Annotated in this window: 16 protein-coding genes; 2 read left to right on the top strand and 14 right to left on the bottom strand. The window is 67.1% G+C overall.

Annotated elements, in window-relative coordinates; genetic code table 11:
* Positions 1-304: 304 nt before the first annotated feature.
* The 4 genes from ccoP to ccoN are packed head-to-tail and all read right to left on the bottom strand — an operon-like array spanning position 305 to position 3756.
* Positions 305-1183 (bottom strand): cytochrome-c oxidase, cbb3-type subunit III, encoded by an 879-nt coding sequence (ccoP, locus tag MF270_RS00225; protein WP_238363835.1) that lies wholly within the window; start codon positions 1181-1183, stop codon positions 305-307.
* Positions 1180-1365: a cbb3-type cytochrome oxidase subunit 3 gene (locus tag MF270_RS00220; RefSeq protein WP_238363834.1), complete on the bottom strand. Its 186-nt coding sequence runs from the start codon at positions 1363-1365 to the stop codon at positions 1180-1182. Before MF270_RS00220 ends, ccoP begins: the two co-directional genes overlap by 4 nt.
* Positions 1366-1377: 12 nt before the next feature.
* Positions 1378-2124 carry a cytochrome-c oxidase, cbb3-type subunit II gene (ccoO, locus tag MF270_RS00215; protein ID WP_238363833.1) on the bottom strand — a complete coding sequence of 249 codons (747 nt, stop codon included), beginning with the start codon at positions 2122-2124 and terminating at the stop codon, positions 1378-1380.
* Positions 2125-2139: 15 nt separating this feature from the next.
* On the bottom strand, positions 2140-3756 hold the full coding sequence (ccoN, locus tag MF270_RS00210; RefSeq protein ID WP_238363832.1) for a cytochrome-c oxidase, cbb3-type subunit I: 1617 nt from the start codon (positions 3754-3756) through the stop codon (positions 2140-2142).
* Positions 3757-3994: 238 nt separating this feature from the next.
* On the opposite strand from ccoN, the gene MF270_RS00205 reads away from it, so the two are divergent.
* Positions 3995-4831 carry a universal stress protein gene (locus tag MF270_RS00205; protein WP_238363831.1) on the top strand — a complete coding sequence of 279 codons (837 nt, stop codon included), beginning with the start codon at positions 3995-3997 and terminating at the stop codon, positions 4829-4831.
* A gap of 52 nt (positions 4832-4883) precedes the next feature.
* On the opposite strand, the gene MF270_RS00200 is transcribed toward MF270_RS00205, so the two are convergent.
* The 3 genes from MF270_RS00200 to fnrL all read right to left on the bottom strand — a co-directional run bounded on the left by MF270_RS00200 (position 4884) and on the right by fnrL (position 6563).
* On the bottom strand, positions 4884-5339 hold the full coding sequence (locus MF270_RS00200) for an SRPBCC domain-containing protein (protein WP_238363830.1): 456 nt from the start codon (positions 5337-5339) through the stop codon (positions 4884-4886).
* Positions 5311-5667, bottom strand: coding sequence for an ArsR/SmtB family transcription factor (locus MF270_RS00195; protein WP_238363829.1), 357 nt, complete (start codon positions 5665-5667; stop codon positions 5311-5313). The genes MF270_RS00200 and MF270_RS00195 overlap by 29 nt, the downstream gene beginning before the upstream one ends.
* A 128-nt stretch (positions 5668-5795) precedes the next feature.
* Positions 5796-6563: a transcriptional regulator FnrL gene (gene fnrL, locus MF270_RS00190; protein ID WP_272490633.1), complete on the bottom strand. Its 768-nt coding sequence runs from the start codon at positions 6561-6563 to the stop codon at positions 5796-5798.
* A gap of 36 nt (positions 6564-6599) precedes the next feature.
* Here fnrL and hemN point away from each other — a divergent pair, with 36 nt between their 5' ends.
* A complete protein-coding gene (hemN, locus tag MF270_RS00185; protein ID WP_238363828.1) occupies positions 6600-7955 on the top strand; it encodes an oxygen-independent coproporphyrinogen III oxidase in 1356 nt (451 codons plus the stop codon).
* A 69-nt stretch (positions 7956-8024) separates the two neighbouring features.
* Here the strand turns inward: hemN and MF270_RS00180 are convergent, their stop codons facing one another.
* The 7 genes from MF270_RS00180 to MF270_RS00150 form a co-directional block, all read right to left on the bottom strand.
* Complete coding sequence (locus MF270_RS00180; protein ID WP_238363827.1) at positions 8025-8537, bottom strand: P-loop NTPase family protein; 513 nt, start codon at positions 8535-8537, stop codon at positions 8025-8027.
* Between the two features lie 142 nt (positions 8538-8679).
* Entirely contained in the window at positions 8680-10014 is a 1335-nt protein-coding gene (gene tolB, locus MF270_RS00175; RefSeq protein WP_238363826.1) for a Tol-Pal system beta propeller repeat protein TolB, read from the bottom strand.
* A gap of 209 nt (positions 10015-10223) precedes the next feature.
* Positions 10224-11363 carry a cell envelope biogenesis protein TolA gene (locus MF270_RS00170; protein ID WP_238363825.1) on the bottom strand — a complete coding sequence of 380 codons (1140 nt, stop codon included), beginning with the start codon at positions 11361-11363 and terminating at the stop codon, positions 10224-10226.
* Positions 11364-11370: 7 nt separating this feature from the next.
* Positions 11371-11853: a protein TolR gene (gene tolR / locus MF270_RS00165; RefSeq protein WP_238363824.1), complete on the bottom strand. Its 483-nt coding sequence runs from the start codon at positions 11851-11853 to the stop codon at positions 11371-11373.
* Between the two features lie 3 nt (positions 11854-11856).
* Positions 11857-12552 (bottom strand): protein TolQ, encoded by a 696-nt coding sequence (tolQ, locus tag MF270_RS00160; protein ID WP_238363823.1) that lies wholly within the window; start codon positions 12550-12552, stop codon positions 11857-11859.
* A 117-nt stretch (positions 12553-12669) separates the two neighbouring features.
* On the bottom strand, positions 12670-13059 hold the full coding sequence (ybgC, locus tag MF270_RS00155) for a tol-pal system-associated acyl-CoA thioesterase (RefSeq protein ID WP_238363822.1): 390 nt from the start codon (positions 13057-13059) through the stop codon (positions 12670-12672).
* A 32-nt stretch (positions 13060-13091) separates the two neighbouring features.
* Entirely contained in the window at positions 13092-14168 is a 1077-nt protein-coding gene (locus MF270_RS00150; protein ID WP_238363821.1) for a Hint domain-containing protein, read from the bottom strand.
* Between the last annotated feature and the right edge of the window lie 168 nt (positions 14169-14336).

The raw sequence follows: 14336 nt of genomic DNA, 5'->3' as shown, positions 1-14336 counted from the left end.
ACGCCAAAACGGGGCGGGCATCCCTTGCGCAGTCAGCTTGCCGATGTGCGTCCCCCCGGCGCAGGCCAAGCATGACAGAGCGGCGGCAATTGACCTAACGTAAACTTTTGCGCTACGGCCCGGCCGGCCCTTTCGCTGCGCCGACTCTGCCGCCAAGGCCCTGTGTGAAAAGGCAGACTCGGGATGCGGCCAGACTGCGGACGATCGGCGGCGAGCATCGCATCAGGCAGGCGATCCGACCACCCAAACGCGAAACGGCGAGCCGTAAGACCCGCCGCTTGCTGTGCCGATTCGGGATCGCGCGTTACTCGGTCACCGGGGCCTCGCCGCCGCCCAGCTGGTGGACATAGGCCGAAACCGCGCGGATCTCGGCCTCGCTCAGGCGGCCGTTCCAGGGGGGCATCACGCCGAAACGGGCGTTGTTCACCGTCTCCATCAGCGAGGCGTAGTCGCCGCCGTAAAGCCAGATCGCGTCGTTCAGCGCGGGCGCGCCCTGCGTCCGGTCACCGCCGCCGTCCTCGCCGTGGCAGGCCGCGCAGTTGTCGAGGTACACCGTCTCGCCCTCGGCCACCATCGCGCTGTCGTTCGGCGTGCCGGTCAGAGACATGACGAAATTCACCACCTGCTCGATCTGCGCATCCTCGAGCAATTCGTCTCGGCCAAAGGCGGGCATCTGCGAATAGCGGGCGTCGGGGTCGTCCTCTTTCCGGATGCCGTGGCTGACGGTGTAATGGATCGACTCCATGTCACCGCCCCAGAGCCAGTCGTTGTCCAGCAGGTTCGGGTAGCCCTTGGCCCCGGCCGCACCGGACCCGTGGCACTGGGCGCACCAGGTGCGGAACACGGCGCCACCGGCGCGCACGGCATATTCGTTCAGCGCCGGGTCGCCCGGGATCGCGGTGATCTCGGCCGCCACGAGCTGTTCGTTGATTCCGGCATTCGCGGCCTCGGCGTCGATCAGCGCCTGTTCGACGTTCTGGCGCGTGGACCAGCCCAGCACACCGGCCGTCGCGCCCTTGATCCCCGGCCAGGCCGGGTAGGCGATGGTGTAGCCGATGCCCCAGATGATGCAGAGGTAGAAGGTATACAGCCACCAGCGCGGAAGCGGGTTGTTGTATTCCTCGATCCCGTCCCAGGAGTGGCCGGTCGTCTCGACCTCTTTCTTTTGCGGTTGCTTGCTCATTGCTGCCGCGCCTCCTGCGCTGCCGGCTTGTCGTCGTGACGGAACGGGATATCGGCCACGTCACGGTAGGTCTTGGTGCTGCCGGGCCGGAAAACCCAGGCGATTACGCCGATGAAGAAGACGAACAGGGCAAGCAGCGCCCAGCTGTCCGCGAATTGGCGAAGCAGGGAATAGTTTTCCATATCGCGTCCCCCTTACCGGCTTGCGTCGGGCGTGAAGGTCGAGAAGTCGACCAGCGTGCCCAGCATCTGCAGGTAGGCCACCAGGGCGTCCATTTCGGAAACACCGGGCTGACCGTCGAAGTTGCGGATGTTGATCTCGGGCGCACCGAAGGCCACCGAGTACCGCTCCTGCAGGTCGTCGTAGCCCGCCGAATCCGGGTCGCCCTGGGCGAGGAAGTCGGCACTGGCCGAGGCCAGCATATCCTCGGAATATGGCACGCCGACGAAGGCATTGGTGCGCATCAGGTCGCCGATGTGCTCGCCCTCCAGCAGCCGGTTCGACAGGTACCCGTACTTGGGCATGACCGATTCCGGCACGACCGATTGCGGATCGGTCAGGTGATCGACGTGCCATTCATCCGAATAGCGCCCGCCCACCCGGGCCAGGTCCGGCCCGGTCCGCTTGGAGCCCCACTGGAATGGGTGGTCGTACTTCGACTCCGCGGCCAGCGAGTAATGGCCATAGCGTTCGACCTCGTCCCGCATGGGGCGGATCATCTGGCTGTGGCAGACATAGCAGCCCTCGCGCAGGTAGATTTCGCGCCCTGCCAGCTCAAGCGGGGTGTAGGGACGCATCCCCTCCACGTCCTCGATCGTATTCTCGAGGTAGAAGAGCGGCACGATCTGCACCAGCCCGCCGATGGTCACGACCAGGAAGCTGAAGATCAGCAGGAGAGTCGCGTTGGTCTCGAGGATCTTGTGTTTGTCGAGAATACCCATTTGTCACGGCCCTCCTTATTCGGCCGGCGTGGCGTGAGCGGCGGCGGCAGAGGCCTCGACGGCCGGGCTGCGGCGGACGGTCATCCACAGGTTGTAGCACATGATCACCCCGCCCGTGACGTAGAGCACACCACCGAGGGCACGAACCACGTACATCGGGAACTTGGCGGCCACGGTGTCGGCGAACGAGTTCACGAGGAAGCCGTTGGCGTCGACTTCACGCCACATCAGGCCTTCCATGATGCCCGTGACCCACATCGACGCGGCGTAAAGCACGATGCCGATGGTGGCGAGCCAGAAGTGCCAGCTGACGAGGCTGAGCGAATAGAGCCGTTCGCGGTTCCACAGGCGCGGCGTCAGGAAGTAGAGCGCGCCGAAGGTGATCATGCCGTTCCAGCCAAGCGCGCCGGAATGGACGTGACCGATGGTCCAGTCGGTGTAATGCGACAGCGAGTTGACCGCGCGGATCGACATCATCGGGCCTTCGAAGGTGGACATGCCGTAGAAGCCGATGGCGATGACCATCATGCGGATGATCGGATCGGTGCGCAGCTTGTCCCAGGCGCCCGACAGCGTCATCAGGCCGTTGATCATGCCACCCCAGGACGGCATCCACAGGATGATCGAGAACACCATGCCCAGGGTCGAGGCCCAGTCGGGCAGTGCCGTGTAATGCAGGTGGTGCGGACCGGCCCAGATATACAGGAAGATCAGCGCCCAGAAGTGGATGATCGACAGCTTGTAGCTGAACACCGGGCGTTCCGCCTGCTTGGGAACGAAGTAGTACATCATCCCGAGGAAACCGGCGGTCAGGAAGAAGCCCACGGCGTTGTGGCCGTACCACCATTGCGTCATCGCGTCCTGCACGCCCGAAAAGACCTGAACGGATTTCGAGCCCCAGATCGACACCGGGATGGCAAGGTTGTTGAACACGTGCAGCATGGCGACGGTCACGATGAAGCTCAGGTAGAACCAGTTGGCCACGTAGATGTGGGGTTCCTTGCGCTTGATGATCGTGCCGAGGAACACGGCGAGATAGGCAAGCCAGACGATGGTCAGCCACCAGTCGACGTACCATTCCGGCTCGGCGTATTCCTTGGCGTGGGTCGAGCCCAGCAGGTAGCCGGTGGCCGCGAGGACGATGACGATCTGGTAGCCCCAGAACACGAACCACGCCAGGTTGCCGCCCCAGAGCCGCGCGGCGCTGGTGCGCTGGACCACGTAGAACGAGGACGCGATCAGGGCGTTGCCGCCAAAGGCAAAGATCACCGCCGAGGTGTGCAGCGGCCGCAGCCGGCCAAAGTTGAGAAAGCCCTGCGCCCATTCGAAGTTGAGCACCGGGAAAGCCAGCTGGAACGCGATGAACGTCCCCGCCAGGAAGCCCACGACGCCCCAGCCCGCGGTGGCGATCACCCCGGCGCGCACGACGCCGTCAAGGTATTCGTCCTGCGGGTGCGGATTCGCCGGAACCGGCTCTCCCACCTTGCGCAGGGTCCAGATAAACAGACCGCCCGCGATCAGCATGACCAGGGCCGCGTGGACCTGGTACGCCAGATCGCGCGCGAAATTGATGCCCATCATCGCGAAAAGCGTAATGGCACCAAGCACGATCAGCTTGATTATATTCGACATTTTTCGTCCCTTCGTTCCTCGGTCCGGCAGAATCGCACTGCCAGCCGAACGTTCGCATGGCTGTTTACTGCGCTGCAGCGACCCGAAATGCCTTGATCTGCGTCAATGTCCCGGCCTGCCCTTTTTGACCCGCGTCAAGGCAGCCGTGTTTTTTGCCGATAGTATCAGGGAATGGCGCAAAGATTCGGTGACGATGCACCAAATGCGCGATTTTGACGCTGCAAGGGAGGCGAAAGCCATGATGAAATCAATCCTGACCGTCGTGACCGACGGATCCCCGGTCGACACGGCCCTGGCCCAGGCCGAGGCACTGGCCACCGCCATGGATGGCCATCTCGACCTGTTCTGTCTCGGCGTGGACCGGACCCAGACCGGGTATTACTACGCCGGTGCCAATGCCATGGTGCTGCAGGAAACCGTGACCCGCGCCGCCGCCGAGGCGACCGAGCTCGAGGACAGGATGCGCAAGCGCATGGCCAATTCCGAGGCCCGCTGGGGTATCGACACCGGCGTGGCGCAGTTGGCCGACATCGGCCGTTCGGTCGGGATGCGGGCCCGCTTTGCCGACGTGACCGTGATGCCCATGCCCTATGGCAAGGACCGCGGCGCGGAATGCGAAGGCATCGCCGAAGGGATCCTGTTCGAGGGCCGCGCGCCGATCCTCGTCATGCCGGACGGCCATGCGCCCGTCATCAACCCCAAGCGGATCATGATCGGCTGGGACGAAAGCAACGAGGCGATGAGCACCGTGCGCGCCGCCCTGCCGATGCTGATGCGGGCCGACCTCGTGAACGTGATCATCGTCGACCCGCCGGTGCATGGCCCCAACCGCTCGGACCCCGGTGGCCAGCTGTCGCAATTCCTCGCCCGCCATGGCGTGACGGTGGAAATCGACGTGCTGTCCAAGACCATGCCGCGCGTCTCGGACATCCTGATGCGCCAGGCCACCGACACCGATGCCGAGATGCTGGTGATGGGCGGCTACGGCCATTCCCGCTTCCGCGAGGCGCTGCTGGGCGGGGCGACGCGCGACATGCTTGAAAAGAGCCCGGTGCCGATCTTCATGGCGCATTAAGCGCCATTGACGGACCTTTTGCGGCGCCCCCGTTTGCGCGGGGGCGCCGTTTTCACGCGGTCGCCGCCTCGCCCGCAAGCGTGGCCAGCTTGTCCAGCGCCGCGCCCCAGCCCGCGCCGTAATCGTCGAACATCTCGGGTCCGGCGAGGCTGGTGATCTGCAGCGTGGCGCGCAGGGTGCAGCCGGTGCCGCTGGCGGCAATCTCGTGTGAGCAGAGCGAGATCGACAGCGTCTCGCCCCCGATGATCAGCGTTTCGGAAAAGCACAGGAACTCTGGGCTGACCACGTGGAACTGGCCGATGGTGCCGAACTCCGGCGCCTCCTTGGGCCCGCAGCGGGTGACCTCGCGCCCGCCGGGGCGGCAGTCGAACTCGTCGATGATGACGACGCTGTCGTCATCCGGCGCGCTCCAGACCGCGCGGAGGTCGCGGTCGGTCATGACCTGGAACAGCCGCTCGGGCGTGCAGGCGATGCTGCGGTCAAGCGTCAGGGTCTTGAAATCGGGCATGGTCACTTTCCTTTTCAAGGGTTTCGGCGAGCGCCGTGAGACGATCGAGCCGCCTTTCCCACAGCCGGTGCTGGCGGTGCAGCCAATGCTCGGCCGCGGCCAGCGGCGCGGCTTCGAGGTGGACCGTGCGGACACGGCCGGTCTTTTCGCTGCGCACCAGCCCCGCCGCCTCGAGCTTGCCGAGATGCTTGAGGAAAGACGGCAGCGCCATGTCATGGCCCCCGTGCAATTCGCTCACAGGCGCGGGGCCTTGGGTCAGCCGCTCGATCACCGCGCGGCGGGTCGGGTCCGACAGGGCGGCAAAGAAGGCGTTCAGATTGTTATCCATATGGATAAGTAACAGGGCGCGCGCGCCGAGTCACGCAAAAACATAGCCATTCGGATAAGTTTCCGCACAGACACAAACGGCCCCAGCGGGATGCGCCGGGGCCGTGTCGGAAATCCTGTCCGCCGGTGTCAGCTCAGCATGCCGCCATCGGCATCGTCGCCCGCCTCTTCCAGCAGGCGGCCGAGGTCGGGAATGGCAAAGTGGCGCTTGCCCTCGAGCACGATCACCCCGTCCCGTTTCAGCGCGTTGATCTGCCGGCTGACCGTCTCGAGCGTCAGGCCCAGGTAATCGGCCATCGCCTCGCGCGTGAGCGGCAGGTCGAACTCCAGCGGGCCGCCGGTGCCGCGCTTGTGCAGTGTCGCGTCGCGCCGGGCGATGATCGCCAGCAGCGAGGCGATCTTTTCCCGCGCCGTCTTGCGGCCCAGAACCAGCATCCATTCCCGCGCCGCGTCGAGCTCGTCCAGCGTCATCTCGAGCAGGCGCTGCGCGATATGGGGCGTGGTGATCATCATGTTCTCGAACGGCTTCTTGCGGAAGCAGCACATTACCAGGTCCGTCGTGGCCACCACGTCATAGGCGGCCCCGTCGCGCCCCGGGCGGCCGACGAAATCGCTGGGCAGCAGCAGGCCGACCATCTGTGTGCGGCCGTCCTCCATCGTCTGGGTCAGCGTGGCGATGCCCGACACGACCGAGCCAACGAAATCCATCGCATCGCCCGACCAGACCACGGTCTGGCCCGCCTCGAACTTGCGGTAGTATTTGATCTCGTCCAGCCGGGCGAGTTCATCGGTTTCGCAGCGAGCGCAGACGGCCCGATGCCGGATCGGGCAGTCTCCGCAGTTCTGGCTTACCGAATGACTCACCTTCGGGGCGGTCTTCTGATTGATCTGGGTCAAGGCGTGTTCCAATCCTGTCCCGTTAAATCTAAGCCCATGCAGACACGAACACAACTCGCACGGCTCGGACTCTTTGACGCGAAGGTCCCACGCTACACCTCCTACCCGACGGCGCCGCACTTCGCCGCCGATTTCGGGCCGGACCGCTTTGAAAGCTGGATCAAGGCCGTGCCCCAGGGGGCCCGGATCTCTCTTTACGTGCACGTGCCCTTCTGCCGGAGGCTGTGCTGGTTCTGTGCCTGCCGCACGCAGGGCACGAAAACCGATTCGCCCGTCGCCGCCTATCTCGAGGTGCTTCGGGCCGAATTGCGCATGCTGGCACGCACCCTGCCCGGGGGCGTGACGCTGAGCCGGCTGCACTGGGGCGGCGGCACGCCGACGCTGTTGCAGCCGGACATGATGCGCGAGCTGGCGGCGGCGATCTTCGACGTGGCGCCGCTGGCCGAGGGCGGAGAGTTCTCGGTCGAGATCGACCCGAACGAGATCGACCCAAAGCGGCTTGACGCGCTGGCCGAGGCGGGGATGACCCGCGCCTCGATCGGGGTGCAGGATTTCGACCCGAAGATCCAGGAGGTCATCGGCCGCATCCAGGGCTACGAGATCACCCGCGACGCGGTGGACATGATCCGCGCGCGCGGCATCGCCAGCCTCAACGCCGACATCCTCTTTGGCCTGCCGCACCAGGACCAGGCCCGGCTCACCGAAAGCGTGCAGCAGCTGCTGTCGCTGTCGCCCGACCGCGTGGCCCTCTATGGCTATGCGCATGTGCCGTGGATGGCCAAGCGGCAGCAGATGATCCCGTCGGACGCGCTGCCGACGCCCGAGGAACGGCTCGAGCTGTTCGAGACCGCGCGCAAGCTTTTCGCCTGGGACGGCTATGACGAGATCGGCATCGACCATTTCGCCCTCCCCTCGGACAGCATGGCGCAGGCGGCCAGGGCCGGCACGCTGCGGCGCAACTTCCAGGGCTACACCGACGACACGGCCGAGGTGCTGATCGGCGTCGGCGCCTCGTCGATCTCGCGCTTCCCGCAGGGCTACGCGCAGAACGCGCCCGCCACCTCGGCGCATCAGAAGGCGATCCGCGAAGGGCAGTTTTCCACCGCGCGCGGCCATGCCTTCACGGCCGAGGACATCTGGCGCGGCCGGGCCATCGAGATGCTGATGTGCGATTTCGCCATCGACCGGGCGCGGCTGATGGCCGAGACGGGCGTCAGCTCGGCATGCGTCGAGCAGGTCTTCTGCGACATCGCCGGCCGGTTTGGAGAGGCGGTGCGGCTGACCGGCCTCGGCCTCGAAATCCCCGACGAGGCGCGCCCCCTCGCCCGCATGATCGCGCGCGAGTTCGACGCCTACGACCTGTCCAAGGCGGGGCATTCGACGGCGATCTGAGCAGCGCCCGCCCGGGATCCCGGGCGTGGGGCGGTCGCGCATAAAGGGCCAAGGCTGCACCATGCGCCGCTAGGCGTCGCGATAGAACTTGTCGAGAGCGTCCAGCGATGTCAGCCGCACCACGGCCTTGCCGCGCGCCTCCTGCGCGTCGCAAAGATCGCGCAGGATCGGCATCCACTCCCGGTCCATGTCCCACATTATCTCGAACAGCCGCCCCGTCGGCGGCACGTCCTGCCCGCCACCGGGCGGATGCTCGAGCGTGCCGTTGGCCCAGGCCATCTGCCGCTCGGCCGCGCGCCAGAAATGGACCCAGAGCGGGAGATCCAGCAAGATCAGGTCGGTCGCGCGCTGCGCCCGCTTGCGGATCGACGGCAGGTCTCCTCCGCCGTCGATGATCCATTCGGGCCCGGCGAGGGCGGCGTCATGATCCCTTTGGTAAAGATCCTGCGGCGCGACGGTCCAGTCGGGCCGCCAATAGAGGTCGTCGATCTCGACATGCGGCAGATCGCGGACCTTGGCCAGGTGCCGGGCTAGGGTGGACTTGCCGCCCGCCGTATTCCCCAGAATTGCGATCCGCGCCATTGTCCCGGTCCCGTGAGGTTCAAGCCGTTCGACCACATGGCCCCGCGCCTGTCCACTCCCGTGATCTTGGCGCGGCAGGGACCAGCTGGATCGCCCGCAGCCGTCAAACGAAACGGGCGGAGTCTTCCCCGCCCTTTTCTGATCAGTTCTGCAAAGGCCCCCAGCTGGGGTCCGAGGCCCCGCTGGGCGTGCGCACCCGCTTGAGGTTCCGCCCCGAGATATCCACCGAATACAAACTGGCCGCGCCGTTCGCGCCCTGCGTCTCGCGGGTGAACATGATGACGCGGCCGTTCGGTGCCCAGGTCGGGCCCTCGTCGAGGAAGGAGGCGGTCAGCAGCCGCTCTTCCGAACCATCGGTGCGCATCACGCCGATATGGAACCGGCCCTGCGCCTGCTTGGTGAACGCGATCATGTCCCCGCGCGGGGACCACACGGGCGTTCCATAGCGGCCCTGGCCAAAGCTGATGCGCTGCGGCTCTCCACCCGAGACGGGCATGATATACAGCTGCTGCGTCCCCGACCGGTCGCTTTCGAAGACGATGCGCGAGCCGTCGGGCGAAAAGCTGGGCGCGGTCTCGATCGACGGGGCCGAGGTGAGGCGCGTCATGCCCCCGCCCGAGACGGACATGGCGTAGATGTCGGTGTTGTTGCCCGTGGTCAGCGAGAACAGCACCGTCTGCCCGTCGGGCGAAAAGCGCGGCGCAAAGCTCATCGTGCCCTGGCCACTTTCCAGCACCCTCCGCTGCACCGAGCCCACGTCGAGCACGTAGATGCGCGGAAAGCCGGTCTCGTACGAGGTGTAAAGCACCCGGTCGCCGGTGGGCGAGAACCGCGGCGCCAGCACGATCGACGAACTGTCGGTCAGGTACTGCACGTTCTCGCCGTCGTAATCCATGATGGCGAGGCGTTTCTTGCGGTCGTCCTTGGGCCCGGTTTCGCTGACGAACACCACGCGGCTGTCAAAATAGCCGCCCTCGCCGGTGATGCGGGCATAGACCTGGTCGGCCACCTTGTGCGCCATGCGCCGCCAGCCGTCCGTGGTGCCGACGAATTGCAGGCCCGAGCCCAGCTCGGTCCCGGCGAAGACATCGTAGATGCGGAACTTCACCACCAGCTGGTTGCCCTGCACGGTGACGGCCCCGGTGATCAGCGCCTGGGCGTTGATCGCCTTCCAGTCGGCAAATTGCACGGGGCTGCTGAAGGAGGTGATGCCGCTGATATAGGCGCTGGACGGCAGTTCGCGGAAGAGGCCCGTGCCGACGAGGTCCTCGGACACCACCCGCGCCAGCCGTGCGCCCCAGCTCGCCGCGTCCGTCCCGCCTTCGGGGACGAAATCGGGCACGGCAAAGGGCAGCGGTTCGATCACGCCCTCGGTGATCTCGATCCGCAGCGGGCCGGATTGGGCGCGGGCCGGGGCGGCCAGCATCAGCGCGGCGATCAGGGCGAAAAGGACAGTGGTCAGAAGTCTGGTCAACATAGGGCTGGATCCCATCCTTGAGGTCCGGGGCGCGCCATCAGGCGCGATGTGGCGACGCGCCTTTGGCGCGATGTGGCGACACGCCTTTGGCGCGATGAGGCGACACGCCTTTGGCGCGATGAGGCGACACGCCTTTGGCGCGATGAGGCGACGCGCCTTCGGCGCGATGAGGGTACCGGAAACGAAGCCGGGAAAACATCGTCGTTCCATCATCTCAGCCTCATGCTCTCGGGGTTGAAGGTCATCTCGATCTCGCGCCACTGGTCATACTTGTCGGCCGGCAGGTCGTAGCCGCCCTGCTGGCAGCGCAGCACCGCCCGGCGCGCGGCCTGGAAGGCGGTCTGCACCGCCGCCTGGTCGCCGCCCTCGGAACTCAGCAGCCGGATGTCGCCGGCGACCGTGCCGTCGCGGTTCATGTTCATGCCCACCACGACCGTCACGTTGGCCGCCTGGCTGCCCACGTCCACCACCCAGCAGGCCTGCACGGCCAGGCGCAGCGCCTCCCTTTCGCCACGGCTGAGCGGCGGGCCGGCGGCGACGCGCTCGGTCTCGCCGGTGCCGTTGCCGCTGGAGGCCTCGGCCAGCGCGGCGGCCAGAGGGTCCGCGGCGGGCTCGGGCGGCGTCTCGCGCGTGGGCGCAGGCGTTGGTGTCGGTGTCGGGGCCGGTGTCTCGGGCGCGGCGGCGGTCCGTTCGGGCCGGGTGCGCGGACGAGACGAACGTTCCGGCGCGCCCGAGGGCTGCTCGGCCTCGGTCACGATCTCGGTGGTCGCTTCTTCGGGCGCGGCGCTGTCCTGCTCGGGCTGCGGCAGTTCGGGCGCCTCCTCGGGCGCGGTCTCGGGCTGCACCTCGGGCGCGGTGTCTGGCGTCGGGTCGGGCTGCACGATGGGCTCGGGCGCCACGCGCTCGGCCGGGCGCGGCTGCGGGCGCGGCGTGCGCTCGGGCAGCACGATGGCCACGTCCTCGCTGGGCTGCGGGGCCGGGTCGGGCGGCGTGTCCTGCACCACGGCCGGCGGCACCGGCTCGGGCAAGACCTGCGGCGGCGCATCCGGCGCCTCGGGCGCGGGCGTCTCGACCGGCTGCGGCGTGGGCTCGGGGCGCGCCTCGGGTTCGGGCGTGGGCGGGGTCGGGTCGGCCTCCGGCTCGGTGGCCGGCGCCTCGGGCTCGACGATCTCGGGCGCGATCGCCGGCGCATCCACGCCCTGGGTCAGCGCCGCGAAGTCCTCGGGCGAGATCATCGACACCTCCGTCACCGGCGCGGGCAGCTCTTCGGGCAGGAACATCCCGCCGAAAAGCGCCCATCCGATCAGCGCGAGGTGCCCCGCGCCCGAGATATAATGACCCGCGTGCATGGCAGCCTCAGCCGTCCGACCCGTCCAGCGTCGGGCCCCCGATGTCGGTCACGAGACCGATGTTCGAAAAGCCGCCCGCGTTCAGCGCGCCCATGACCTGCACGACCAGCTCGTAAGGAATCGCCCCGTCGGCGCGCAGGTAGACCCGGTCGCTGCTGCGCTCGGCCGCGATGCCGCGCAGGCGCGAGACCAACTGGTCGACGGGCGTCTCGGTGGTCTGGATCAGCACGATGCCCTCGGCCGTGATGGTCACGGTCAGCGGCTCTTCGGGTTCCGACGGCAGCGCGGTTGCGGCAGTGCGCGGCAGCTCGACCGGCACGCCGACGGTCAGCAGCGGGGCTGCGACCATGAAGATGATCAGCAGCACCAGCATGACGTCGACAAAGGGCGTGACGTTGATCTCGGACATGGGCTGCCCGCCCCGGCTGGCCCTGCGACGGCGCCGGCGGTTGCCGCCGCCCCCGCCTGATTTCATGACACCCGCCCCCATCGCTCAGGCGTCCAGCTGGCGCGACAGGAGGGTGGAGAATTCGTCGGCAAAGGCCTCGTAGCCCGAGATGATGCGGTCCGAATCGGCCGAGAACTTGTTGTAGAAGATCACCGCCGGGATGGCGGCCAGCAGGCCCAGGCCGGTCGCCAGCAGCGCCTCGGCGATGCCGGGCGCCACGACGGCGAGGTTGGTGTTCTGCTGCGCCGCGATCTCGATGAAGGCATGCATGATGCCCCAGACCGTGCCAAAGAGCCCGACGAAGGGCGCGGTCGAACCGACCGTGGCCAGCACCGGCAGGCCCTTCTGCAGGCTCTCGGCCTCTTTCGCGATGGCGACATCCATGCTGCGGTCGATCCGCGAGGTGGCGCCCGGGATCAGCCCGCCATCCGTGCGGTGCGACCGCCGCCATTCGACCATTCCGCTGGCAAAGACCCGTTCAGACCGGCCATCCGGGTCGGCGCCGATCTGCTCGAACAGCTCGTCCAGCGGGTTGCCCGACCAGAAGGCCCGGTCAAAGGCCGCCGCCTCGCGCCGGGCGGCGCGATAGCTGGTGAATTTCTGGATGATGATCGACCACGACCAGAACGAGGCGATGAGCAGCATCAGCATCACCAGTTTCACCGTCAGGGTCGCACGCGCGAAAAGCGCCCACATGGAGAAATCAATCTCCTGCGCCAGCGCAAGGGTTTCCGTTTCCATAAGCCTGCTCTTCTCGTGTCCGGGCCGTTCTTTGCGGCCTGATTAAGGAAGATGATAGAGGATTAAACAGCAGAGCGCTACGGTTTCGGCGCCTTTCCGCTCGGGGAAAAGCGCGCGCTAGTGCACCAGGCGGCGAATATTCGCTGGCAGACGCGCCGGGTGGCCGGTTTCATGCAGCGCGACGATGGTCACGAGGGCGGAAAACAGCGCCTCTCCGGCGCGGGTCACGTCCTGGCGCAGCACGATCCGCGCGCCGGTGGTCTGTTCCACGGCCGTGGTCACCACCAGCTCGTCGTCGAATTTCGCGGGGGCGAGGTAATCCGCCTCGACCCGGCGGACGGCAAAGACAATGCCCTCGTCCGCCTTCATCCGGGTCTGGTCAACGCCCAGCGTGCGGATCCATTCGGTCCGCGCCCGTTCGATGAAGCGCAGGTAATTGGCGTAGTAGACGATCCCGGCAAGATCGGTGTCCTCGTAATAGACGTGAACGGAAAACGAATGTGGCATGCGGCCCCCTGCCCGGTTGTGCTGGCCGAAAGCTAGACCGAGGCAGGACGGCTGGCCAAGGGGGCCGGCGACAGCAGCGGCAACCCGTCGCGCCGGTGCCGCCGCACCAGATCGCGCGCCGCGCGGCCTTCAATCAGCGGGCGCGCCGGTTTCATCGACGGCAGGCGCAGCCCGGCCAGCTCGGCGCCGTGGGTTTCGGTCAGCGCATCGCGGGCCAGGTCGCCCAGCAGCAGGCTTTCGACCGGGGCGCCTTCGGCCTCGATCACATGGTGGGCGGGCAGCAGCAGGTGCAGGTAGCAGACCGATTGCAGCCCGGGGCGCCGGCGGATGCCGCGCAGCCCGGTCAGCGCATGGGCGGGCAGCAGCGCCTCGGGCCGGCCCGTTGCCGCCGCCACCAGCGGAGAGCGCAGCAGGACGCGGTGCTGCGGCGACAGCGTCAGCGGGCGCAGCGGCAGCCCCTGCCCCAGCGCCCCGGCGGCGATCCGCACCGGCGCCAGCTCGGGCCGGTCCCGCAGCACGCGCCGACCCAGCCAGCGGGCGCCCGCCCAGCGGATCGGCACCAGCCCGGCATCGGCGGTGCGCACCAGGTCGCCGGGGCCCAGCGCCTCGACCGGGACGGCCCCGCGCGCGACGCCGATGCGCGTGCCCGGCGTGAAGCAGACGTAAAGCGAGGCATAGCTCGGCTCGGGGCTTTCCGAGGCGATCGAGATGATGGTGTAATGCTGGCCCGGCAGCAGCTTGAGCTCGGTGACGAAACCGTCCGCGCCGGGGCCGATCCCCATCTCGTAGGCATGGATCCGGAAATCGTCCGACCCGTCCGGGTTGCCGCCCGGCGGCCGTACCACGTAGGTGTATTCCGGGTCGATATTGGTCCCGGCCGAAGCGGTGCCGCTGTTCTGCGATGTGTCAAAGGCGACCTCCTGGTCGCCGTCGGTTTCGTCGAAGAGCGTGTCGCTGTCGGTCACGGTGATCTGATCGGGATCGTTCGTGACATAGAACACCGTGCCGATCGCCGCCGGCGTGGCATCGTTGAAATCCGCAAAGGGATCGGCGCCGGAGACGATCACCACGTCGTTCACATCGTACCCGGCGATCGTGTATGTCGCCATGCTGTCGGCACCCATGCTGAAATGGTCCGTCCGGGGGCATGGAAACATGGCGGAATGGGGAATTCGTTAACGGGAGAATGGTCCCATTGCCGCCCTAATCGCGACATTCTTGACCGCTATTAACGATTGTTAACGGATCTGCGAGCGCCGGCCGATCCGTTGAGGGAC

The sequence above is a fragment of the Mesobacterium pallidum genome, assembly GCF_019966535.1.
In the GTDB taxonomy this organism is placed as follows: domain Bacteria; phylum Pseudomonadota; class Alphaproteobacteria; order Rhodobacterales; family Rhodobacteraceae; genus Mesobacterium; species Mesobacterium pallidum.
Note: the sequence above shows the minus strand (reverse complement) of the source record. Positions and strands in the feature narration are given on the sequence as shown.

Coding starts and splice junctions, on each gene's coding strand:
- ccoP (WP_238363835.1), bottom strand. CDS start 1,183: ATGAGCAAGCAACCGCAAAAGAAAGAGGTCGAGACGACCGGCCACTCC.
- MF270_RS00220 (WP_238363834.1), bottom strand. CDS start 1,365: ATGGAAAACTATTCCCTGCTTCGCCAATTCGCGGACAGCTGGGCGCTG.
- ccoO (WP_238363833.1), bottom strand. CDS start 2,124: ATGGGTATTCTCGACAAACACAAGATCCTCGAGACCAACGCGACTCTC.
- ccoN (WP_238363832.1), bottom strand. CDS start 3,756: ATGTCGAATATAATCAAGCTGATCGTGCTTGGTGCCATTACGCTTTTC.
- MF270_RS00205 (WP_238363831.1), top strand. CDS start 3,995: ATGATGAAATCAATCCTGACCGTCGTGACCGACGGATCCCCGGTCGAC.
- MF270_RS00200 (WP_238363830.1), bottom strand. CDS start 5,339: ATGCCCGATTTCAAGACCCTGACGCTTGACCGCAGCATCGCCTGCACG.
- MF270_RS00195 (WP_238363829.1), bottom strand. CDS start 5,667: ATGGATAACAATCTGAACGCCTTCTTTGCCGCCCTGTCGGACCCGACC.
- hemN (WP_238363828.1), top strand. CDS start 6,600: ATGCAGACACGAACACAACTCGCACGGCTCGGACTCTTTGACGCGAAG.
- MF270_RS00180 (WP_238363827.1), bottom strand. CDS start 8,537: ATGGCGCGGATCGCAATTCTGGGGAATACGGCGGGCGGCAAGTCCACC.
- tolB (WP_238363826.1), bottom strand. CDS start 10,014: ATGTTGACCAGACTTCTGACCACTGTCCTTTTCGCCCTGATCGCCGCG.
- MF270_RS00170 (WP_238363825.1), bottom strand. CDS start 11,363: ATGCACGCGGGTCATTATATCTCGGGCGCGGGGCACCTCGCGCTGATC.
- tolR (WP_238363824.1), bottom strand. CDS start 11,853: ATGGGGGCGGGTGTCATGAAATCAGGCGGGGGCGGCGGCAACCGCCGG.
- tolQ (WP_238363823.1), bottom strand. CDS start 12,552: ATGGAAACGGAAACCCTTGCGCTGGCGCAGGAGATTGATTTCTCCATG.
- ybgC (WP_238363822.1), bottom strand. CDS start 13,059: ATGCCACATTCGTTTTCCGTTCACGTCTATTACGAGGACACCGATCTT.
- MF270_RS00150 (WP_238363821.1), bottom strand. CDS start 14,168: ATGGCGACATACACGATCGCCGGGTACGATGTGAACGACGTGGTGATC.